General features: G+C 66.6%; 18 protein-coding genes. 10 read left to right on the top strand and 8 right to left on the bottom strand.

Annotated features, from left to right (window positions below):
* Positions 1 to 131: 131 nt before the first annotated feature.
* Positions 132 to 773 carry a M15 family metallopeptidase gene (locus ACZ6QQ_RS23540; RefSeq protein ID WP_465879068.1) on the top strand — a complete coding sequence of 214 codons (642 nt, stop codon included), beginning with the start codon at positions 132 to 134 and terminating at the stop codon, positions 771 to 773.
* A gap of 1,058 nt (positions 774 to 1,831) precedes the next feature.
* Here ACZ6QQ_RS23540 and ACZ6QQ_RS23545 read toward each other — a convergent pair.
* A complete protein-coding gene (locus ACZ6QQ_RS23545; protein WP_465879069.1) occupies positions 1,832 to 2,230 on the bottom strand; it encodes a MerR family transcriptional regulator in 399 nt (132 codons plus the stop codon).
* A gap of 59 nt (positions 2,231 to 2,289) precedes the next feature.
* Here ACZ6QQ_RS23545 and ACZ6QQ_RS23550 point away from each other — a divergent pair, with 59 nt between their 5' ends.
* Positions 2,290 to 3,486: an MFS transporter gene (locus tag ACZ6QQ_RS23550; protein WP_465879071.1), complete on the top strand. Its 1,197-nt coding sequence runs from the start codon at positions 2,290 to 2,292 to the stop codon at positions 3,484 to 3,486.
* Between the two features lie 404 nt (positions 3,487 to 3,890).
* Here ACZ6QQ_RS23550 and ACZ6QQ_RS23555 read toward each other — a convergent pair whose 3' ends face one another.
* From ACZ6QQ_RS23555 to ACZ6QQ_RS23565, 3 genes are all read right to left on the bottom strand, one after another.
* Positions 3,891 to 6,590 carry an RICIN domain-containing protein gene (locus ACZ6QQ_RS23555; protein ID WP_465879072.1) on the bottom strand — a complete coding sequence of 900 codons (2,700 nt, stop codon included), beginning with the start codon at positions 6,588 to 6,590 and terminating at the stop codon, positions 3,891 to 3,893.
* Between the two features lie 210 nt (positions 6,591 to 6,800).
* Complete coding sequence (locus ACZ6QQ_RS23560; protein WP_465879077.1) at positions 6,801 to 7,280, bottom strand: nitroreductase/quinone reductase family protein; 480 nt, start codon at positions 7,278 to 7,280, stop codon at positions 6,801 to 6,803.
* The gene (locus ACZ6QQ_RS23565) at positions 7,277 to 8,056 is read right to left on the bottom strand and encodes an SDR family NAD(P)-dependent oxidoreductase (protein WP_465879080.1); all 780 of its coding nucleotides are present in this window, start codon (positions 8,054 to 8,056) and stop codon (positions 7,277 to 7,279) included. Before ACZ6QQ_RS23565 ends, ACZ6QQ_RS23560 begins: the two co-directional genes overlap by 4 nt.
* 128 nt (positions 8,057 to 8,184) lie before the next feature.
* Between ACZ6QQ_RS23565 and ACZ6QQ_RS23570 the strand changes: the two genes are divergently transcribed.
* Positions 8,185 to 8,802 carry a TetR/AcrR family transcriptional regulator gene (locus ACZ6QQ_RS23570; RefSeq protein WP_465879082.1) on the top strand — a complete coding sequence of 206 codons (618 nt, stop codon included), beginning with the start codon at positions 8,185 to 8,187 and terminating at the stop codon, positions 8,800 to 8,802.
* A gap of 537 nt (positions 8,803 to 9,339) precedes the next feature.
* On the opposite strand, the gene ACZ6QQ_RS23575 is transcribed toward ACZ6QQ_RS23570, so the two are convergent.
* Entirely contained in the window at positions 9,340 to 9,702 is a 363-nt protein-coding gene (locus tag ACZ6QQ_RS23575) for a hypothetical protein (RefSeq protein ID WP_465879083.1), read from the bottom strand.
* Positions 9,703 to 9,946: 244 nt separating this feature from the next.
* Positions 9,947 to 10,378, bottom strand: coding sequence for a hypothetical protein (locus ACZ6QQ_RS23580; RefSeq protein ID WP_465879085.1), 432 nt, complete (start codon positions 10,376 to 10,378; stop codon positions 9,947 to 9,949).
* Between the two features lie 555 nt (positions 10,379 to 10,933).
* Here ACZ6QQ_RS23580 and ACZ6QQ_RS23585 point away from each other — a divergent pair.
* Positions 10,934 to 11,143, top strand: coding sequence for a hypothetical protein (locus tag ACZ6QQ_RS23585; protein ID WP_465879087.1), 210 nt, complete (start codon positions 10,934 to 10,936; stop codon positions 11,141 to 11,143).
* Positions 11,144 to 11,676: 533 nt separating this feature from the next.
* The gene (locus tag ACZ6QQ_RS23590; protein ID WP_465879089.1) at positions 11,677 to 11,937 is read left to right on the top strand and encodes a hypothetical protein; all 261 of its coding nucleotides are present in this window, start codon (positions 11,677 to 11,679) and stop codon (positions 11,935 to 11,937) included.
* A gap of 324 nt (positions 11,938 to 12,261) precedes the next feature.
* Here ACZ6QQ_RS23590 and ACZ6QQ_RS23595 read toward each other — a convergent pair whose 3' ends face one another.
* Positions 12,262 to 12,414, bottom strand: coding sequence for a hypothetical protein (locus tag ACZ6QQ_RS23595; RefSeq protein WP_465879090.1), 153 nt, complete (start codon positions 12,412 to 12,414; stop codon positions 12,262 to 12,264).
* Positions 12,415 to 12,555: 141 nt separating this feature from the next.
* Between ACZ6QQ_RS23595 and ACZ6QQ_RS23600 the strand changes: the two genes are divergently transcribed.
* The 5 genes from ACZ6QQ_RS23600 to ACZ6QQ_RS23620 all read left to right on the top strand — a co-directional run bounded on the left by ACZ6QQ_RS23600 (position 12,556) and on the right by ACZ6QQ_RS23620 (position 18,924).
* On the top strand, positions 12,556 to 13,437 hold the full coding sequence (locus ACZ6QQ_RS23600) for a hypothetical protein (RefSeq protein ID WP_465879093.1): 882 nt from the start codon (positions 12,556 to 12,558) through the stop codon (positions 13,435 to 13,437).
* A 433-nt stretch (positions 13,438 to 13,870) separates the two neighbouring features.
* Positions 13,871 to 15,940 (top strand): GmrSD restriction endonuclease domain-containing protein, encoded by a 2,070-nt coding sequence (locus ACZ6QQ_RS23605; RefSeq protein WP_465879094.1) that lies wholly within the window; start codon positions 13,871 to 13,873, stop codon positions 15,938 to 15,940.
* Positions 15,937 to 16,923 carry an NAD-dependent epimerase/dehydratase family protein gene (locus tag ACZ6QQ_RS23610; protein ID WP_465879096.1) on the top strand — a complete coding sequence of 329 codons (987 nt, stop codon included), beginning with the start codon at positions 15,937 to 15,939 and terminating at the stop codon, positions 16,921 to 16,923. The genes ACZ6QQ_RS23605 and ACZ6QQ_RS23610 overlap by 4 nt, the downstream gene beginning before the upstream one ends.
* 4 nt (positions 16,924 to 16,927) lie before the next feature.
* Positions 16,928 to 17,551: an FkbM family methyltransferase gene (locus ACZ6QQ_RS23615; protein ID WP_465879097.1), complete on the top strand. Its 624-nt coding sequence runs from the start codon at positions 16,928 to 16,930 to the stop codon at positions 17,549 to 17,551.
* Positions 17,533 to 18,924, top strand: coding sequence for a hypothetical protein (locus tag ACZ6QQ_RS23620; protein ID WP_465879098.1), 1,392 nt, complete (start codon positions 17,533 to 17,535; stop codon positions 18,922 to 18,924). Before ACZ6QQ_RS23615 ends, ACZ6QQ_RS23620 begins: the two co-directional genes overlap by 19 nt.
* A 275-nt stretch (positions 18,925 to 19,199) precedes the next feature.
* Here the strand turns inward: ACZ6QQ_RS23620 and ACZ6QQ_RS23625 are convergent, their stop codons facing one another.
* A complete protein-coding gene (locus tag ACZ6QQ_RS23625) occupies positions 19,200 to 20,486 on the bottom strand; it encodes a DUF6602 domain-containing protein (RefSeq protein WP_465879099.1) in 1,287 nt (428 codons plus the stop codon).
* Positions 20,487 to 20,577: the final 91 nt, after the last annotated feature.

Consider the following 20,577-nt stretch of genomic DNA (forward strand, 5'->3'; position numbering starts at 1 on the left):
GCGTCATCGGCAACAACTGGTCCGCCTTCGACCTCGTCTTCTGAGCCTGCTCCGCGATCCGACCCGGTGACCCGGGCCGCCCACGGCGGCCTGGGCGCCGGGTCCGTACCGCCCCATGTCCCGGAGGCCCCATGTCCGACATCGTGCTGCCGGTCGAGCAGACCCTCGCCGAGATACCCGTCGTCGAGAACGGCGAGCCACTCGTGGACCTCGACACGGTCGACGCGCTCCGGGTCGACCGCCGCCCCGCCTTCGGCGCGCCCGGTGTCTGCCTGCGGGTCGGCCTGGTCGACCGTCTCATCGCGGCGCAGACCCTACTTCCGGCCGGCCTGCTGCTCCTGGTCGTCGACGGTCACCGGCCCCTCACCGACCATCGTCGCCGCGTCGCCATGGCCGTCGAGGAATTGCGCCAGGCACGACCGGACTGGCCGGAGGAGAGGGTACGGGCGACCGTACGGCAACGGATCCAGCCCGGCGAGTTCGGCTCACACCTGACCGGCGGGGCGGTTGACCTCACCCTGTGCCACCGGTCCGGCGAACCGCTGTGGCTCGGAACCGAGCTCTACACCAGCCCGGAGGCCAGCTCGGGCGCGTGTTACGCCGCCTCACCCTGGGTCTCGCCGGACGCGCGGGCCCGCCGTCTGATCATCCGTCAGGTGCTCGCCGCGGTGGACCTGGTCAACCGACCCACTGCCTGGTGGCACTGGTCGTACGGCGACCGCTACTGGGCGTACGTCTGCGGGACGGAGTCGGCGCGGTACGGCCCGGTCTGACCCCCCGCCACAGATTCTGAAAGGCCAGGTCCGTCTGTTGTGGAGTTGATCCTCGTGTGACCTCGCGGTGATGGGCAGCGGACGGATCGTCGCCGAGGGCTCACCGCGTGAGTTGATCAATCGCTACGCCACCCGCGAGTTGGCGCCCACGTCGTCGTGACCCAGGGTGACAGCTAGCGGTTCAACCAAGCCACCGCCGGACAGGGCGTCAAAGCCTTGCACTGACCTCAGCACCACCCCACGGCGGGGAAACTATCTGGCCGCCACTGCCGTACCGGCGCGTCGGGCGCGGCGGTGCGGCAACCCCGCTCACCGCCCCGGCATCCACGTCGGCGGTCGACCCGGGCGCAGGCAGACGGAATTCGACGAACGCCGACGACCGCAGCCAGCACCAGCACTCGGGGCGGCAACGCATCGGCCGGGACCAACAGCGCAACGACGACAGCGGCGGCTACCACCACCGCACAGCCCGCCACGAGCCAGAGACCCCAGGCCCGAATTTTCGGATAGGTCATCTTCCGAAGCGGCCTCGCGACGCATGACCATCGTCTTCCTTCACCACCACCGGCCGCTCGCGCGCCCTCTCGCTACCTATGGGGGCTCGCCCCGTGTCCGCTGCCAAGGGGTCTTGACGAATCCGATACGCATTCGGCCGATTCCTTCACACGGACATCACGACCGGACTACCTGCGTCAGACACGTCCCGAAGGTCGGGTTCGTATGCGTGAGCCAGCCAGACCCTCATCCGCTCATCTGCAACGGAGTACAGCCACGAAGACCGACGGGGCGATTCTTGGCTGTGTGCCGATCCAATCCGGCAACCCGCGGCGGGCCGACCTCACACAGCCGACCGGTCATCGTCTCGGATAGCCGGAACGGCAGGGTCGGCCGTACCCGGCGATGGAGCCGGGCGCCGCGATGGCCGGTCGCTCCCGCGGGCCGCTACTGGTCCGCCCAATCGACCCGCCAAGCACCAGGATCTCCCCGGTCGCGGACACGGGACGTAACACGGTGGCGGACAGCAGATTTCCCCGCAGATGACGGGATCAGTCCTGGCTTCAACTGTGGAGGGCGGCGAGGTTGGCGCGGGCGCGGGCGGCGACGTCGTCGGGTGCGGCGTTGATCACGGTGTCGAGCATGGCGCGCGATGCCTGTAGTTCGGTGATGCCGGCGGTGATTCGGTCGCGTTCCTGGCAGAGTTCGGTGACGAGGTCAGAGCAGATCGGTACCAGGCGTTGGTTGTCGTCGCGGAGGCAGGGCAGCACGGTGGCGATGGTGTTGGTGCTCAGGCCTGCGGCGAGCAGGCTTCGGATGCGTCGGACGGTTTCGACATCAGCGTCGGAGTATTCGCGGTAGCCACTGGGGCGGCGGGTGGGCTGGAGTAGTCCTTGTTGTTCGTAGTAGCGCAGTAGCCGCTCGTGGACGCCGGTGCGGCGCGACAGTTCCCCGATGCGCATGTGACCCCACTCACTCAAGTTTGACTCTGACATCCGTGTCAGAGTCTAGCGTCCGGTTCATGAGGAAGAGTTATCTACTTCTGGCGGCGTTGTGCGCCAGTGTGTTCGTGGTCGGGACTTCCGAGTATCTGATTGCCGGACTGTTGCCTCAGGTGGGTGGGGATCTCGGAGTATCGGTCGGGACGGCCGGGCAGGCCGTGACCGCCTACGCGCTTGGCGTGGTGATCGGCGGTCCGCTGGTGACGATCGCGACCGCACGACTGCCGCGCAAGGGCGTGGCACTGGGGTTGATGCTGCTGTTCGCCGCCGGTAGCGCGCTGAGCGCGTGGGCGCCGGTGTTTGCGGTGCTGCTGGCCGGGCGAGTGGTGTCGTCGCTGAGCCACGCCGCGTTCCTGGCGTTGGCGCTGGTGACGGCGACGCAGGTGGTGCCGGCCGAGCGGGTGGGTCGTGCGGTCGCGACCGTGGCGTCGGGGTTCACCGTCGCCACCCTGCTCGGCGTGCCGTTGGGTGCGCTGCTCGGTGAGCGCGCCGGGTGGCGGGCGCCGTTTGTGGTTTTGACGGCGCTGGCATTGGCGGGCGCCGCGCTGTTGGCAGCGGTGCTGCCACGGCAGGCCGCTCAACGCACCAGCAGCATCCGGGAGGAGTTGCGGGTGGTGACGCGGCGGCCGGTACTGGTGACGGTCGCCACAACAGCGGTCGGGTTCGCAGGTGTCATGTTGGTCTTCACCTATATCGCACCGCTGCTGACGCAGGTCACCGGGTTCACCACGCCGGTGGTGTCACTGCTGCTGTTGGCATACGGGGCGGGCAGTTTCGCGGGAAACCTGGCCGCGGGACGGCTCACCGACTGGTCGCTGAGTGCGACGGTGCGTGGCGTGTTCGGTGGCTTGGTCGGGGTGCTCGTAGTGTTCCCGGTGGCCGTTACCTGGAAGCCGTCCGCGATCGTCGCGGTGCTGCTGCTCGGGTTGTTGGCGACCGCGACGATCGCCCCGCTACAGGGCCTGATCCTCAAGCACGCCGGCGCGGCGCCGACGCTGGCTGTGTCGGTCAACGTCGGTGCGTTCAACCTGGGAGCCGCTGCGGGCTCAGCGCTCGGCGGCGCGATCGTCGCCGCCGGCGGCCTGCGGTGGACCGGGCTGGCGGGCGCACTGTTCAGCCTGCTCGGGCTGGCGCTGTCCTACCTCGCCGTTCCCCGCAACTCCTCGACGGCCGAACCGGCCGCGCAAGCGGCACCGAAACCGGCTCCGGTGTCCTGACCCGACTCCACGTCGTCGGATTCAACGAACAGGAGAACTCGTGCGCGCTGTCCGTATCGATCGCCACGGCGGTCCCGAGGTGCTCACCGTCGCCATCACGCCCGATCCACGGCCCGCCGCGGCGGGTGTGGCGCCACACGTGCTCGTCTACCCCGATCGAGTCGACACCGTCGAAGCGGTTCTCGTCGTTGATCAGCACCCGCTTGCTAGACGCCGGCGGCGTTCATCAGTCGAGCGGAGGCGAGGGCTCGATGCAGGCCGTCGCAGGATAGTGATTTCTGTCTATTCCACCGAGAGTGGGTCGAGGTCCACTCGGGCACGGGAATCCCCATGCCCGAGTAGACCTCAGCACAATCGTCAGTTGGTCACCGGCGGTCGGACTTGTCAACCGCTTCTGGTGCTGGTCAAACGCGTACGAACTGCCACTGTTGGTTGGTCCCGCTGTTGGCGGTCCACTGTACGACCTGCGCGCCGTCACCGGTTGCTGCGGCGTAGACGTCGGCCACCAGTCCGCTGGCCTGGTTGACGATGGTGTAGTAGCCGTCACCGGTGGGCCGCAGGTACCACGACTGGTTGGTGCCGCCATTTGCCGACCACTGCTGCAGTTGCAGGCCCGTCGTGGTGCTGCCGCCGTTGACGTCGAGCACCTTTCCAGAGGCGGTGTAGCGCAGGGTGTAGGCGTCCTGGGTGGCGCTGATCGTCCAGGTGGGGGTGCCGCTCTGCTGGACCGTCTTGGCGCCGTCGGCGGTGGAGTTGCCGGCGATGGCGAGGGGCTTTCCGCTGTTGCGGTTGACGATGCGGTAGGCGCCGGGAGTGGGCCCGGTTCCACCGCTTCCGCCGAGGTTCAGGTATTGGGCCGAGTCGGTGAAGGTGGTGCTGCCGGACTTGGCGGTCGACAGCTGCACGTACACGCGGCTGCCGGTGGCGGGGGTGGTGAAGGACACCGGTTGGGTCACCCGCGAGCCGAGTGGGATGGTCAGGCTGCTGCTGCCGGACGCGACGACCGTGCCGGTCGGGCTGTCGAGCCGGGCGGTCCAGGCGAAGTCCACCGAGGTGTTGGTGAGGTCGTCGTTGAACACGGTGATGTTGCGGGTCACCGTGGCGTTTCGGGCGTAGCTGGGCACCGCCTGCGGCAGCGGGAAGCTGCCGTTCGAGTCCGAGGCGCCGGAGGCGGACCAGTAGGGGAGGTCGACCGCCGCCACCGGGTTGAACGCCGCCTGCACGCGCTGGATCTGCGAGTTGCTCCACGGGTCGGGCAGATTGTCGGCGCCGTAGACCGGGCGAGTGCCCTCCTCCGTGGTGAAGTCGGTGGTTCGCACGCCCGGCACCACGCTGGCCCAGGCAGACAGCAGCGTGTACGGGCGCAGGTCGCTGGCGTCCTTGCCGCGCTTGGCAGCAGTTGCGGTGGCGAACCACGTGAAGCCCTGCTTGGTGCTGCAGGCGGGCCAGATGTACTCGCCTTCGCCGTCCGGACGTCCGGAATGGCGATTCAGGGCCTCGCCGTAGCGGCCGACGCCGTCCAGGTAGTGCGCGAAGATGGCGAAGTTGGGGTAGTTCATGGCCGGGTACCGGCTGGGCGAGTCCGCGCCAATGCCGGCGTCGATGCTGATCGGCCGGGTGCCGTCGTTGCCGTTTATCGCCGCGTACAGGTCCTGTTGGAACTGCTGCGAGTCGTTGTTGTTGGAGCTGGGCTCGTTGATCTGGCTCCAGCGGATGATCGCCGGATGGTTGCGGTCGCGCAGGGTCAGCGCACGAGCGTGGGCCACCATGTTGTCGCGTCCGGACACGAAGTCCTGGGAACCACTGCGGATGGCGGTCTCGTCGATGACCATCAGGCCCATCTCGTCGGCCACGTCGAGCATGTACGGGCTGGCCGGTTCCATGTGCATGCGTACCACGTTGTAGTTGAGACGCTGGTAGTTGTTCACCGCCGCGGGCCAGCCGCCGTTGCCGGACGACGGCGGCAGGAAACCGGGCAGGGTGTCGTACGCGTCGCCCTTACCGCCGTAGTCGACCCGGTCGTAGTCGGCGCCCTGCAAGCTGTCGCCACGGAAGTTCACCCGCACGCCGTTGAGGTAGTAGTACTCGCCGTTCTGCGTGCTCTCCCGGAACCCGAAGCGGTACGTGGCGTCACTGGTGCGGCCGTCGTCAACGGTGGCGTGGATCGCCAGGCGGTGCAGTTGGGCCCGGTATCCGGACCGGTACGGCACATTGGGCCACCAGTACGAGGTGGCGCCGAGGTCCCACGCCACGGGGCCCACCGTGACCTTCGCCGTCGAACGGGCCGCCACCGTCACGGTCCGCTGCGGCAGCTGCGGGTAGCCGAAGGAGCCCGGGCCGTCGGACGTGATCGACCCGCTCAGGGTGACGGTTCTGGTCGCGGCCGAGGAGTTGGTCACCGACACGTCGTAGCTGAGGGTGCGGTTCGCCACCGAGGTACGGACGAACGCGTCGCTGACATACACCGCCGGGTACACCCGCAGGGACGCGGACCGGTAGATGCCCTGCGGTATGGCCTCGGACCAGTCGGCCGCTATCGGGACCAGGTACTTGCCGTCGGACGACCTCAACGCACCGCGGCCCTTCACCTGCACACTGACCGTGTGGGTGGTGCCCGGCGCCGCGTATGCGCTGATGTCGAAGTTCGACGGGGTGAACGCGGTGGTCTGGGTCGCGACCACGCGGCCGTCGACGGAGAGTGTCGCCTGGTGGTTGACGGCGCCGAACTCGATCCAGGTTGACTGCGGCTGCCCCGAGTCCGGCACGGTGATGCTGCGCGAGTACACCGCCTCGGTCACGTCGGTGAAGCCCTGCTTGTACCAGCCGCCACCGGGCACCGTGATCGATGTCGTTCCCCGACCCGAGGGCGTGAAGCTCCACGTACCACTCAGATCGACCGAGGCGATCGCGGCGTTACCGGCCGCCACACCGTCAAGTCCGGCGGCCGCGACACTCTGCGTCGCGACCGGCACGGCCAAGGCCGACCCAGGAGTCGCCAGGGTCAGGCCACCCAGCGTCAGGGGCAGGCCGAGCGCCACGGCCGCAGCCAGCCCTCTGACCGACGCCGACAATCGGCCACCCCAGCGGACGTTCGTACGATGCACGGTAACCTCCTGTGACTCACCCGAGAGCCTCATGACTTCGAGTCAAGGCATACGTGCCAGATGATCATCGAATCGATTCGACGACCCGCCGACGCCGTCGACCACCCGGGAGGGTGAACACAGTCGACATGTAGATGTGATTAACCTGCAACACGGACAATGAGTCAAGGATTCGCACTCATCTATCTTGTGTTGAAGCCTGAAATTAGATCAATCTACACAAAAGCCGCAGCAAAAGACGATTCGCATCAGCCTACTGGCGGCCCAGTCGTCTAGTCGGGTCGGCCTGATGGTGCCGGGGTCGTGGGGCTGGTTGAGGTCGTCGACGATGGCTCCGATCACTGTGGCCCGTTCGGTCGGATCGGTGACCGTTGTTGCGTGCGCCGGCAGGTCTGCTCTAGTGCCGCTCTTGAGGTGGAAGGTGAAAGCGGGGTTCGCTCGTAGGTTCGCGTACCAGCCGGTCGCGCCTCCGCCCGCACCACTGCAAAGGTAGGTTGCGCCGTTGGCGCGATAGAAGAAAATCTCAATGCGACGGGGTCGTCCGGTACGCCGCCCGGTGGTGGTGATGTCCACGATTCGTTCGCGGGTTCCGGCCGCGGGTGTGATCTCGATGGCGCGCCTGATCTCGTGCGGCAGGTGCGCAAGTGGATCAGGCGCGCGGCGCTCACCATGCTGGTCTGCGGGGTTCATGCGGCTTCCTTCTGTAAGGCGGGGCCGAGGAGCAGCCCCCCGTCGATGACATACTCGGCGCCGGTGATGAAGGCCGCGTGTGGCGAGATGAGGAACAACAGCAGCGCAGTGATGTCGGCGGGCTGCCCGAGTCGCGGGACGGCGAACGGCTCGGGCGAGTAGAAGTCGGAGATCGGGGCTTGGCTGCCGGCCGCCGGCTCGGTGATGAACGGGGTGGCGACAACGCCGGGGTGGATGGCATTGACGCGGATGTTGTCGCGGCCCAACTCAAGGGCAGCGGTCTGAGTGAGCCCTCGGACCGCCCACTTGCTGGCGACATAGGGCGCGTAGAAGGCAGTACCGCCGATGCCCATGGTGGAGGCGATGTTGACGATTGCTCCTCCCCCAGCGCGCCGCAGCGCCGGTGCGGCCGCCTTGATGCCGAGGAAGGTGCCGGTGAGATTGATGTCGAGGATGCGAGCCCACGTAGCCCGGTGGGTGGACTCGATGAGGGCCGGCGGGTTCTGCACCCCGGCGTTGTTGACCAGGACAGTGAGCGCACCGAAGGCCTTCTCGGTCTCCGCGATGGCGGCGGCCCACGACTCCTCCTGGGAGACGTCGAGGTGGACGAAACGCGCCCCGCCTCCCAACTCGGCAGCGAGGCCGGCGCCGCGCTCGGCATCGATGTCGCCGATGACGACGTTGGCGCCTTCGGCGTGCAGGGCCCGAACGTGGCTGGCTCCCTGCCCACCGGTGCCGCCGGTCACGAGTACGGTCTGATTGGCGAAGCGGGGCATCTGATCCTCCGAGTACGAGCGAGAGACGACAACCCGCAGGGCCGGGTGGTGAGTCGGGCGACTCACCTTGCCGAAGCTACGCCCCGGCGAGTGGTGAGTCAACCCACTCACCTCGCTATGATGGGCGCATGACCCCAGCGCCGTCGGCCTATCACCAGCGCGTGGCGCAGGAGAAGCGTGCACTCATCGTGCAGGCCGCTACCGAGCTTTTCCTCCAGTTGGGCTACGACCGGGCATCACTAGCGCGTGTTGCCGAGAGCGCCGGGGTGTCGAAAGCGACGCTGTTCAAGCAGTTTCCAACTAAGGCGGCGTTGTTCGATGCCATCGTCATCGACTCGTGGGCCGAGAACGACGTCGCAGACGCGCCGCCCGCCGGTGACCTGACGGCCGGCCTGACGGTGCTCGGCCGGCGCTACGCGACGCTGTTGAGCCAGCCAGAGATGACGGACCTGTTCCGCATCGTCATCGCCGAACTGCCACGCTTTCCCGAACTGGCCAAGGCGCATTTCTCACGCGGCAAACTGCCATACTTCGAGTCCGTCCGGATCTACCTCATGACCGAGCGCGACGCGGGGGCCGCTGACATCGCTGATCCGGAGATGGCCGCTACGCAGTTCCTCGGGATGATCTCCAACTACCTGTTCTGGCCGAGTCTGGTGCTCCCCGACTGGACGGTGACCCCTGCCCGCACGACCGCAGTTGTGGACGAAGCCGTCCGCACCATGGTTGCGCGGTACGGCGCCTAGGTTGACCGCCCGGGCTTGTGAAGTCCTTGCCGGCCGCCGCATCGAACAGGGAATATCGAATTCTGTCGATGACAAGTCGATCTTGGCGGACAAATTCTCTACCACCGCTCCCACGCGGCTCCCACCACGGCACAGAAAACGGACATCCTGGACCAGGAGAATCGCTGCCCAGGTAGCGTTTCGGCTGCTCAGCGGGGGTGCCCCCAGCAGGATTCGAACCTGCGACACACGGTTACCAACCGTCACCCCTTCGAGCTTGTCGTCGCTAGTCATGCTATGGCGTTAAGCTGCACAAACGCCGTCGAGCGTTGATCGGGGCTTGTCACTGGTAGTCAACTCTTGGGAAGGGTTTTCGGGGGGTAAACGGGGGCAGGTTGCCCGCTGCCGCCAGCGAGCGGATACACCTACCCCCACTGCGTCGGGAAGAAGCCTGACGGTTGGCAGGCGGCCGAATCACCCCCACCGCTATGGGAGTGGAGTACCGTACCGTGACCGGCGGTGACGGGCGGCGGTGGTTGACCGCTCCGCCCCGGCCGCTCATGAGGGGCACGGCGGCCTGCCGGTGTAGGACGCGGCGATGGCCCGTACGGCGAGCTGGAGACCCTCGACGCGGCCGGCGGCCTCCTGGGCGTGGGCGGCGCGGTGGCGGTGCGCCTGGGCGGCGTACTCCGGGTCGCCGTGGACCGGCTTGTTCAGATGGGCGGCAAGGCGGGTGGTGGCTTGCTCCAGGTCGACGGCCGCCTGCCGGTAGGCGTCGATGGCGGCCCGGTGGGCGGCGATCCGGGCCAGGACGGCCGGCTGGTCGTTGGCGACAATGTGCCAGACCAGGGCGTCGGCTTCCTCGGCAGGCACGGTCCGGTGGGTCTGCGGGTCGACGGTGCCGGGCTGGTCGTGGTGCACGGACGCGATTGCGACGGTCGGCTCGCATACGTGGCCTCCGTCGATGGACTCCACATCCTGGTATGTCCACGGCCCTGCGGGTGCCGCCAGCGCTGCTCCCTGCTCGGAGAGGCGTTGGCGGCGTACGGTAAGCAGCAGCGCGGCGGCCGCTCCGCTGGCCGCGAACAGGCCGATACCGAACTTGATCGCCTCGATTTGTAACTTGGCCTTCTCGGTGGCGGTAAGCCTGCCGCGACTAGCAGCATCACGACCAAGGCCGCGATGCCGAGGGCCGCCAGGATGCCGACGACTGTGAGGACACCGGGTCCGACAGCAGCCAGGGCCATCGAAGCGTTGGTGTTTCAGTGGATGGAGCGGCCTGGGCGGGGCGTGAGCGCCGCAGGGCTACCGCCGCCGTCACCAGCAGCGTGAGGGCCGGCAGGCCCAGCCCGATGAGCACAAGGTGCCCGGTGATGGCATCCGCCAGCCCACCCCACGGCGCCCATCTCCACGGCTGGGTTTCGAGTAGCACCGCGACCGCGAGCACGGCGGAGCCAACACCCAGCGAGATCTTGGCGGACTGTCGACTCATCACCCACGCATGGTGGCTGATCGCCGCCATGCGGGTCACGCCGTAAGCAAAGCCAGCCCGCCGCCGTCGGCACGACGACCATTCGATCACCGGCCAGTCCTGCACCAGCCGCGCACACCGAACCGAGGATGACGCCGTCCGGGAACCACGAACCCTGCGCCCTCCTCCGAAGAAAAAGCGTAGGGCAGGGGCACTGTGACTCACGCGTCACGTCACGCGTGAAAGACCTGCTGCACTCCGACGGCATGGCCGACAGCCAGGTGCATCCGGTGCCCGGCCGGGGCCGCCTCCTCAACGCCAAAGCCGACGACCTGCTACTCCCGTGGCCAACGCGCTACACGACATCAAGCTCTACCCGTGGGAGATCCTGCAGCAAGGCGTAGCCCGCCCAGAACCGTCACCCCGAGCCCCATTCCGGTGACGACCAGGGAATCCGGCGTTCGGGCCACTCACGGCTGCGGCCGGGGCGGCACGCGACGTCGCTGATTGTGTGCCGTCTGCGGCGTGTCAGGAGTCAAAGGTGTCGCGGTTGGACCGTACCGTCATTGCCCAGCACCACACACACATGCACAGGCACCACGCTCCACGCTCGGCTCCCGCTCCTCGGGGCGGACGCGCGGCGCCCCGGACGAACGCTCCGGGGGCCGATCAGGAGTGCAGGTGCAGGTGCAAGTGCAAGACGAGGAACCGGAACCATCACGGCCCGTCCCGCTCGCCGAGCGGATCTGGCGGATCGTGGGGCCCGTGCTTGAGGTGGTCGCGCTGGTCGCGGCCCATCAACAGCACGAGGGCCTCGCCGTGGCGGCTAAGGCCCTCGCGGTGCTGGGGCAGTCATCGGCAGCGATGTATATATGTAGAGTGCGCCGTTGACCGCCTGAGTGAGTGGAGGGGTGGGACGTGGCGCGTCCTGCCCCTCTGCACTTACCCGCCATCACACGCTGCGGTTTTATTCCTCGTCGTGTTCGGCTGACCGAACGGTACGTCAACGCTGACGGGAAGGCCACAACCAACACGGTGTTGACTCACTCCGCACAGGGCGGTAGTCGACGGGGCGGAATCAGGCCCCCAGACAACCTTCCACCGGCGGACTCGCCACCACGCCCGACAATGGCAGAACATCAGCCCTCCGGAGCGACCGGTGCTGACACCTCTGCGGCTGCCGCGACGGTGCCCGTGACGTGATTGATCGACAGGATCCGGTGGACGGTCGAGCCGGGTGCCCTCCACTGGACGTCCGGCCAGCACCCTGAACGGCGGGGGCGGCATTCTGTACTCCTTGATCGACGATCGGCACGCCTGTCGCCTGCTGCAACGGATTGGGTCGTGGTAGCAGGCGCGGCGTGATGGCCGCCACAAGCCCAGTCTCAACGTCACCGATGCGATCCCGGACTACCCTCGCCCGCATGACTACCTACGACGGGCCCGCCGTCCTCGTCGATCAGGACGGCAACGAGCACGACACGACAGCCACTCTGAGCACCGGACCCTCAGGGCGTCTCAGTAACTGGAGTGGTCGCCTTGATCTTCCCGGGGAGATTGCCTGGCGCGCGTTCGAGGTGTCGGACCCGCTCACGCTGCGACTGCCCAGCGGCCGTGAGGGGAAGGTCCTGGTGCAGGCAGACGGTTCGGTCACCGGCTCTGGCGAGCCGCCGTTCGGGGGATGATTCGGGTTCGAGGGTCCTCGAACGACGGCTTCTCGCGGTCTTCCACTGCGGTCACCGTATCCAGTCTGTCGAGGAGGGGCTTCGCGGCGGCCAGTCCGACCGTATCGAGGGTATGGGGCCTGACGACTGAGCGGCGATCGATGGGGCGCTGGGCAGGTTCACGGCTGCGTCCGTGATTCCGTTGCTGGACCACGCCGAGCAGCAACGACGCGGCGGCCGGCACAGCGAGGCCGGAGCCGACACCGCCGAGAGCGAGCAGCCCGGCGGCGATCATTTGGGACCCGCCTGACTCGGCGGGTCCCTCATCCTCGGATCGTGGCCACTTCACAGCATCTTCGTGATCATGTAGGCGACGCCCGCCGCGCTAATCGCCTTCTGCCACCCTTTGGGCAGGAAGCCGAGGGCGGCCAGCGCGCTGGCCAGAGCCAGCCACTTGCCCAAGTCCCCGGAAGGCGCACCGCTAGATGTCTTTGGCATCGTGAAATCACCTCCTGTCTCTGGTCTTGGGATCGGCAGCCGCGATCGGCGCAAAACCGCTCCTCCTCCAAACGATTGTTACGTGCGAAGACGCCCGGGTACATCCTCGCCGCACCACCAAGCAGGTGTAATCTCCATAGCGTGGAGCCCATCACGCAGTCGGGCACGATTGAACAGCTCGTGACCGATGCGGCAACGCACGGCCACGCTGTCAGCGTGCGCCTTGTTCGCGACTGGACCGAGCTGGGACTGCTTGCCTACCCGCAACGCCGCCCCGCCGGCAAGGGTCACGGCTCCCACCCGGCCTTGTACTCCGCCAACCAGCGCAACCTATTCCTGACCCTCCTGCACCACAGGGCGAACAACAAGATCAAGAGTCTGGCCCGCATCCCGGTGGGCATCTGGATGTACTGGGGTGACGAGTTCGTTTCCACGAGCCAGGCCCGACGAGCGATGATCACCTGGCTGGGCGACCCCCGCGTCAGCAAGAAGCAGGCCAGACAAACCGCGCAGGAACTCCTCCGGCAGCTCGACAACCCCGACGCGAGCATCGCCGCAAGACGCGAGCTTCTCGATGCCCTGACCGACATCGCCTACACCGGCCGGGCGGACTACCCGCGCCTGGAACACGCGGTGCGTAACGTCTTCGAGCCCGCAGGAGGCAAGATTCGCAAAGCTGTCGGCCATCCCGCTGCTCCGATGATGGCGGACTCGATAGTCGACCTAACCAAGGCTCGTCTCGCCGCCGTCGCTCGCCTGTGCGCCGGCAAGGTAACGGACGAAGAGTTCCTGCGAGCCCGCCATCTACACCTGGTGACCTACGCCGAGTACGCCATCCAGCAGCCCAGACTTGCCGCCGAGGCACCTGCAACCGCCCCGGACATGTACGAGCCCGTCACGGCCGAAGCCGCGCTGAACAACTCATGCGGCAACCTCCTCACCACCCTGGGGCTAGCCGAACTACACCCGGAACACGCCACCCGTATCACGGCAACACCTGCACCCCGGATCAACTTCTCGTAGGAGCCGACGGTCGACCCCAATGGCGCATAGTCGCCCGGTCCTCACGGCGGCCAGTCACGCGACGATGTACGCGACGGTGATCGGCCTGCTTCTTTTGGCCGCCGTTGCAGGGCTGTCCACCCGAACTGCCCATTACGGCGCAGCGGTGGGCGCTGAGCCGCTGTGCGTTCCAAGGCACGTCACCGGTGGCCGGAGGTCACGGAGACTCCGAAAGCTGTGTACCAGGGTCACGGGTCGCCTACACCCGCAACTAGCTACAGCGAGCGCGCCACCGCCATGCTCAAGTGCTGTGTTCAACCCGTTGCCGCCGGTCTACGCTGTGCCGCGAGGCCCGCCAGGCACCCGATATCCGCACCCTGGAAGCGATGTCTCGCGTCGCCGTGACGCGCTAGACGGAACACAGGCGGCGAGTGCCAGCAACTGAGAGGCAGGTATGAGAGCAGACACGGTCCAACTCGTCCACGTCTTCGGCACCGACCGCCGGCACGTCGTGCCGGTCTTCCAGCGCCCCTACGTGTGGGAGGAGGAGCGCAACTGGGAACCTCTCTGGTCCGATGTCCGGATGGCGGCCGAGGAGGTCGAGGCGGAGATCAGTGGGGCCACGATGACCTTCGCCGGCTCGCCCCGCACGCATTTCCTCGGGGCGATCGTACTGGAGCGGCTGCCCCCGGCCCCCGGGCGGATCCTCGCCATGAATGTCATCGATGGGCAGCAACGCCTCACGACCCTTCAGGTGTTACTCGCCTCATGTTGGGCGGCGGCGCAGGAGCATGCCGCAGACAACGCCGAAGCCCTGCTGAAACTATTCCTCCACAACACCGCGCAGCTCGTCCACAAGGACCATCCTTACGAGCGGTACAAAATCTGGCCATCCCTGCCGGACCGCGACGGATTCAAGAAAGTTTTCGCAGCCGAGCTCCCAGCAAGGCGACCCGACGATCACCGCCTGCTGACGGCACGCCGGTACTTCGACGACGAAGTACGCGCCTGGCTCTCGGAGTCAAGCAAGCCCGTTGAGCGAGCGGACGCCCTTGTCATCGCCCTGCGGGAGCGGCTGGGTCTCGTGGAGATCCAGCTGGAGGCCCAGGACGACGCTCAGGTCATCTTCGAGACGTTGAACGACCGCGGCACCCGTCTTCGGGCCTCCGATCTCGTGAAGAACACCCTCCTTCGGATCGCGGAGCAACAAGGACAGGACGTAGCGACCCTGCACGCCGAGTACTGGACGTCCTTCGACACCGCGTGGTGGGGCAAGGAGGTGACGACGGGTCGAATCAAGCGAGCCCGCATCGACCTGCTGCTGTCGTACTGGCTGTCCATCCAGACCGGACATGAGGTGCCAGTCGAGCGGTTGTTCGCCGACTTCCGCCGCTGGCAGGCCAGCACCCAGATGTCCGCAGCGGAGATTTTCGCTGACCTGGCCCACCACGGTCGGGCCATGCGAAAAATGGAGAACCTTTTGGGGAACGACCCCACCGGACGGCTGCTCCAGACACTCAACATGCTCAACACCACGACTCCAGTGCCAATCCTGCTACACCTGCAAGCCCGAGAAGGGGTGAGCGCCGAACAGCGGTCCATCGCAGCGCGCGCAATCGAATCCATGATCGTGCGCAGGTTTGTCTGCGGCCTCACCACCAAGGACTACAATCGGCTCTTCCTGTCCATCCTCCAGAAGATCCGTACAGCTGACGATGCCGTGGTGGGTGATTATCCCGATCGCCACGAAGGGCGGTGCCGCATGACCTCGCCGATCACGCCGGCTGTATCCGCGCAGCAGATCAACCGCTTCGCCGTCCACGGGTACCTCGTCCTCCCCGGCCTGTTCCCGCCCGCCACCATCCAGGACCTCCGGGTCGAAGCCGACACCCTGCTGGACCACCGACTCGCCCAGATGGTCGCCACCAGAACCACCGACCCGAGGGTGACTTGGTGGCGCCTGGCCAGCGGGCAACCGTACGTCCTCAAGGTCAAGCCGGTCGTCGACCTGTCTCCGACCGCCGCCACGGTGGCCGACGACCCGCGCCTGCGCGGCGTCGTCGCGGATCTGCTCGACACCGCCGCGCCGAGGCTGATGGACAACAAGCTCATGTACAAGCGGACCGTCGACATCGCCGCCGGGTGGGCCACGCTGCCCGTACTCGGGGAGGAGGTCCGCAAGCACACGGACGCCGCCTACTACGCCGCCCGCGGCTACCCCCGCGTCCTCACCGTCGCCGTCTGCCTCGACCCCTGCACAGAGTCGGCCGGTGCGCTGCGGGTCTGGCCCGGCAGCCACCGCCGGACGGTCGAAATGATCCCGACCGACAACCAGGGGCCAGTCGTACCCGACGACGGGGCTCCCGATGACGCGGCCGTGACCCTCGTCGCCGCGCCCGGAACCGTACTGATCTGGGACGCCGCGCTGGTCCACGCCAGCGGCCCGAACACCTCCGGCCACCCCCGCCGGCTGCTCGTGCTCGGCTACAGCCCCACACCAGCAGGCGGCGGCGAGCCACGATGAAAAAGATCCTTGTCCTCGGCGGTACCCGTTTCATCGGGCGGCACATCGTCGAGAGATGCATCGCACAGGACGACGAGGTCACCGTGCTGTATCGGGGCCGCTCACCGTCACCCTTCGCCAGCATCGCCCGACACATGCTGACCGACCGGCGAGCACCGACCGCCGAGGCCGCCGCCGTCCTCGCTGAGCCGTGGGACGCGGTCATCGACACCAGCGCCCACGATCCCGACGACCTACGACCCGTGCTCCCCCTGCTCGGCGACACCGGCCTCTATGTCCTGATCTCCATCTGCGGCGTCTACCGCCGCGAGCCCAGCCGGCACGGACTCACCGAACGCTCGCCCACCATCCCGGCCGACGCCTCCCACCCGGTACGCGCCTCCGCCATCCGGAAACTGCGCTGCGAGCGGTACCTCAAACGCCGCCTCGACCGCCTGCCCATACCGCTGCTCATCGCCCGCCTGGGCCTGGTCATCGGCCGGTACGACGACAGCGAACGCCTCGCCTGCTGGCTCGAACGCGCGCTGCGCGGAGGTGACGTACTCGTCCCTATGCACGACTACCAGCCGCTCCAGCTCATCGATGCCACCGACCTCGCCCGGTTCCTGCGCGCCGCCATCGAGCGACAGATGTCCGGCGTCGTCAACATTGCCGGACCCACCACGACCGCTCGCACGCTGGTCGACACCGTCCTCACCCGTGCCGGGCGGGCCGTCACACCTTGCCGGGTCGGCGAGGACTTCGCGCTCACCAACGGCGTACGCCCCTGGACCGAAATCCCCCTCTGGCTCCCCGCCGCCAGTCCAGAGATCGGCCTCATGTCGGTCAACACCACTCGCGCCACCAAGGCCGGCCTGACCCACCGCCCACTCGGCGACAGCGTCGCCGACGCCCTCGCCTGGCAGGCCCTTCGCCGCGGGTGGTCTCAGCGCTGGCTCGATCACAACCGTGAGCGGACCCTCCTGCAGAAGTGGCGCGGGTGAACGCGTGCTCCCCTACACCCAACCCGCGCCGTACCACTCCCAATGGGGCGAGGATCGCTGGCTCGCCGACAACTACCACCTGCCCACGTACGGCGTCTTCGTCGACATCGGTGCCGGCGACGGCGTACGCGGCAGCAACAGCCTCTACTTCGAGAACCTCGGCTGGCGCGGCCTCTGCGTCGACGCCGACCCCCGCAACCACGAACGTCTCCGCCAACGCTGCTGCGCCGTGGACACCTGCGCCGTCTCCGCCACACCCGGCCTGTGGCCCTTCGGCATGTACCGTCACAAGCCGTCCTGGTCCGGCCTCCACCGCACCGGCGACGACTACCAGGAGATCCTCGTCAACTGCCGAACCCTCGAAGACCTCTTCGACCGGTGGTGCATCGACCAGATCGACCTGCTCAGCATCGACGTCGAGGGCACCGAAATCGACGTCTGGAACTCCTACGACCCGGACAGGCATCAACCCGCGATGGTCATCGTCGAGTACGACGACGACCACCCCGACCGGCACCGCCGCACCATTCACCGCCACCTCGGCCCGGACACCTACAAACTCGTCCACGAGACACCAGCGAACCTGATCCTGGAGCGAACAGACCGGCCATGGCGGCGACGCCGATGATGACCAGGCCCAGTCTGCCGATCAATCAACTACTCCCCGACGGCAAGGTGATCGTTGTCTGCGGTCGCGCCGACGACGCGCGGGCCTGGCAAGCCCTGCTCGGCCCGACCCGTTGCCTCGCCCTCGCTCTGGACGACGCACCGCCCGAGACCCGACGTCGGACACTACGCGGAGCGTCCGACCACTTGGCGTGGCAACACCACACCATTGGCGGCCTCGACGGCTCCGGCTGGCTCGCCGAGCTGGCGAACGCCTTCGACCCCGACAACACCGCGACGCTCGTCCTGCCCGATCCGCTCGATCCGCCGCATGCCGGCATCCGGAGGCGGATCGGCGTGAGACAGCCCGCGTGGCGGCTCTTCGAGGACAAGACCGTGGTCGACACGCTCTGGGACGCCGCCGGTGTACCCCGGGCCCGGTCGATCGTCAGCGACGGCACCGCCGACCTCGCCATGCTCGGGGCGATCGTCGACCAGGGCAGCGGAGTCGTCTGCTCCTGCCAGCCCGTAGGCGCCGGACCATCGGCCGGCGGCGACGGTATCTGGTGGTGGCGCGACAGCCCACCACCGGCAACCATCCCCACGGCCAAGCCCGGAACCTGGCGGGTCCGGCTGATGCCACTCCTCGAAGGAGTCCCGGTACGCCTACACGGGCTGGCCCTCACCACCAGGGTCATCCCATTCCCGCCCATGGAACTCGTGACGCTTCCCCGACCTGGACAAGGGACTTTCCTCTGCGCAGGTGCCGTTCCCACGCTCGGGCACGCCGCCGAGCTAATCGCGCAGACCGAACTGATCGGGGCTGGTCTGCGCGAGTGTCTCGGCTATCGCGGTGGCTTCTCCGTTGACGGCATCCTCACCGCCAACGGGTTCCTCCCCACCGACTTCAACGCCCGGCTCACCTCCGCCATGGAGGCGGCGCCCTCCGAACGTCGAGTCCTGCTCCACACGGTCAATCTGCTCGCGCGCGACGGAATCGAGCCCGACACCAGCGCCGTCGAGCAACTGGCGGAAGAAATCTTCACCCCTGGCGCCACCTGCACGATCTTCGGCGCCGCCACGCACGCCGACGAGAGGGCCCCTCGGGTGACGTCCGCTCGCTGGGATGGTGACCGGCTAGTCGCCGATCCGAGGGGAACGACTGGAACTCTCATCGTCACCCCATTCCCGCGCGGTTGGCTACTGACCGCGACCCTCATCACCGCCCGGCTTCCGAGCGGTGGCCAAGTCGGACCCTGGGCACCCGAGGTCTTCCGGCTCAGCGACGAGGCCCTCGGCACCAACTTCGGCCACCTCGCACCGCCATTCGACACACGGCCAACCTCTCGCCGGCCAGTAGCCAATCCAGCTCGACGTAGGCGGGTTGCTTTGTAGCGCGACGCGTCTCTCCGCTATAGGGCCGTATGAACCCGCGGACGAACGGCGATCGGGTCGCAGCAGGTGACCGCTCCAACGTAGCCAAGCGCGGATCGCGGCAGATGACTTTGGCTGGTGGTGCCCGAAGTGCAAACTATGTGAGCAGCCTTGCCCCGTGTCTCAGCGCCCTTTCGGCAACGATGCCAGCCCATTTGATGACGACTACAAGAAGGTGGGCTCGTTCGAGCTCGGTAGCGCGGCGCGCCCTTGTCGGCGACACGAGGGCATGCGCCTTATTCCTCTGCCTGCTCTCGATTGGCAAGCTGGCTGATCCACCGGCTCAGCCTTCCGGTGTTGTTTTCTGCGACCACGTACTCACCGGTCGGCAGTATGGCACCTAGAGCATCGACTGCGATGAGTCGCATCTCTGCTCCTTCCATCGCTATGAGGCCCGTGGCGACAAGCCGCTTCCGCGCATCTTCAGGATCGACTTTCCTTTCGCCGAGCCACCGGATGAGCTTCGAGTCTTCCATGCTAACGGGGTGGCCGGCACATAACCTCTGGAAGATAACGAACTCCTCCTTAGAAAGAAATGCCGGACTCCATGCTTCAGTGGCAGGCAGGGAGGCGAGATCTTTCTCTGGCGGATCCACGAAACGGAGGTGCCATCCGTTCGTCTCTGCCTTCGCGGACAGAAGGGTTCGTGGAACCTCAAGATCGAGATCATCACCCCATAGATTTGGCACCCCGAACATTTCATCAAGTCGAGTCCAAATTAGCTCGAGGAGCATCAGCATTGGGTTGACTGGCGTCGAGACGTAGAACGGCCACCATCCGTCAACAAGCCGAGAGGAGTACGGCCTTCCGTTCATCTTCGCAATCGAATAGCTGCCGGAGATGACGAGTTGCGGCAGGGATCCGGGACTGAAGCCTCGCTTGCCAACGTTTTCGCTGAGCAGATCAATGAAGGCCTTACGGAACGATGACTCGCTCTTAAACCCGTGATAACCCAGGGCCACACGAACGATCGAGTGCTGCTCGCTGACGAGGGTATGGAAAATCATCTGGTTCTCTATGGATAGGCTATCGATTTGATCGTACGGAGGCGCCACCAACCCAGTTGTCTCAGAGAATGCTCTCCGCGCCAATTGAATGGAAATTGGATCGGTCGGCATTTCGACGGATCGAAGCTTTCCGTCACTCCCCTCCAGTTCCCAGAGTGATCTCAATAGATCGAGCGACTCGGCCATCTGTGCGCTATACAGCGTTTTTTTGACCTCGATAACGGCTACAATATTTTCTATTGGCCATACGAAAGAATTCGTGTATGGAATCGACTCACCTCTGCCGTGAACGAGCATGCAATCGAGTTGGTTTGATATGTTTCCGCCGCGATCCTTGGCGAAACCCGTGACGACGCTCAACTCGATACCTTCGGGGAGAGATCGAGACAACAGATCGGATGACAGCCCTTCGTACATGTCTCCGATTGTTGGGCCGTGCTTAACCTCAGCAGCGTCCAGCTTTGGGATATTCTCATTCGTAATGCTCAAGAGTAGCTCGGCGACCGTTCGGATCATAATGGCACTCTAGTGGAGTGCATCGCCGGCTGTACATGGGTGCGGCTCACATTTGTTATCCGATACGACACCGAGCACGCACTCAATTCGG

Source organism: Micromonospora sp. NPDC049529, from assembly GCF_055586685.1.

Excerpts from the sequence above, each read along its gene's own strand:
- ACZ6QQ_RS23560 (WP_465879077.1), bottom strand. The coding sequence starts at position 7,280 with ATGAACCCCGCAGACCAGCATGGTGAGCGCCGCGCGCCTGATCCACTT.
- ACZ6QQ_RS23550 (WP_465879071.1), top strand. The coding sequence starts at position 2,290 with ATGAGGAAGAGTTATCTACTTCTGGCGGCGTTGTGCGCCAGTGTGTTC.
- ACZ6QQ_RS23610 (WP_465879096.1), top strand. The coding sequence starts at position 15,937 with ATGAAAAAGATCCTTGTCCTCGGCGGTACCCGTTTCATCGGGCGGCAC.
- ACZ6QQ_RS23545 (WP_465879069.1), bottom strand. The coding sequence starts at position 2,230 with ATGCGCATCGGGGAACTGTCGCGCCGCACCGGCGTCCACGAGCGGCTA.
- ACZ6QQ_RS23625 (WP_465879099.1), bottom strand. The coding sequence starts at position 20,486 with ATGATCCGAACGGTCGCCGAGCTACTCTTGAGCATTACGAATGAGAAT.
- ACZ6QQ_RS23570 (WP_465879082.1), top strand. The coding sequence starts at position 8,185 with ATGACCCCAGCGCCGTCGGCCTATCACCAGCGCGTGGCGCAGGAGAAG.
- ACZ6QQ_RS23590 (WP_465879089.1), top strand. The coding sequence starts at position 11,677 with ATGACTACCTACGACGGGCCCGCCGTCCTCGTCGATCAGGACGGCAAC.
- ACZ6QQ_RS23540 (WP_465879068.1), top strand. The coding sequence starts at position 132 with ATGTCCGACATCGTGCTGCCGGTCGAGCAGACCCTCGCCGAGATACCC.
- ACZ6QQ_RS23595 (WP_465879090.1), bottom strand. The coding sequence starts at position 12,414 with ATGCCAAAGACATCTAGCGGTGCGCCTTCCGGGGACTTGGGCAAGTGG.
- ACZ6QQ_RS23565 (WP_465879080.1), bottom strand. The coding sequence starts at position 8,056 with ATGCCCCGCTTCGCCAATCAGACCGTACTCGTGACCGGCGGCACCGGT.
- ACZ6QQ_RS23620 (WP_465879098.1), top strand. The coding sequence starts at position 17,533 with ATGGCGGCGACGCCGATGATGACCAGGCCCAGTCTGCCGATCAATCAA.
- ACZ6QQ_RS23605 (WP_465879094.1), top strand. The coding sequence starts at position 13,871 with ATGAGAGCAGACACGGTCCAACTCGTCCACGTCTTCGGCACCGACCGC.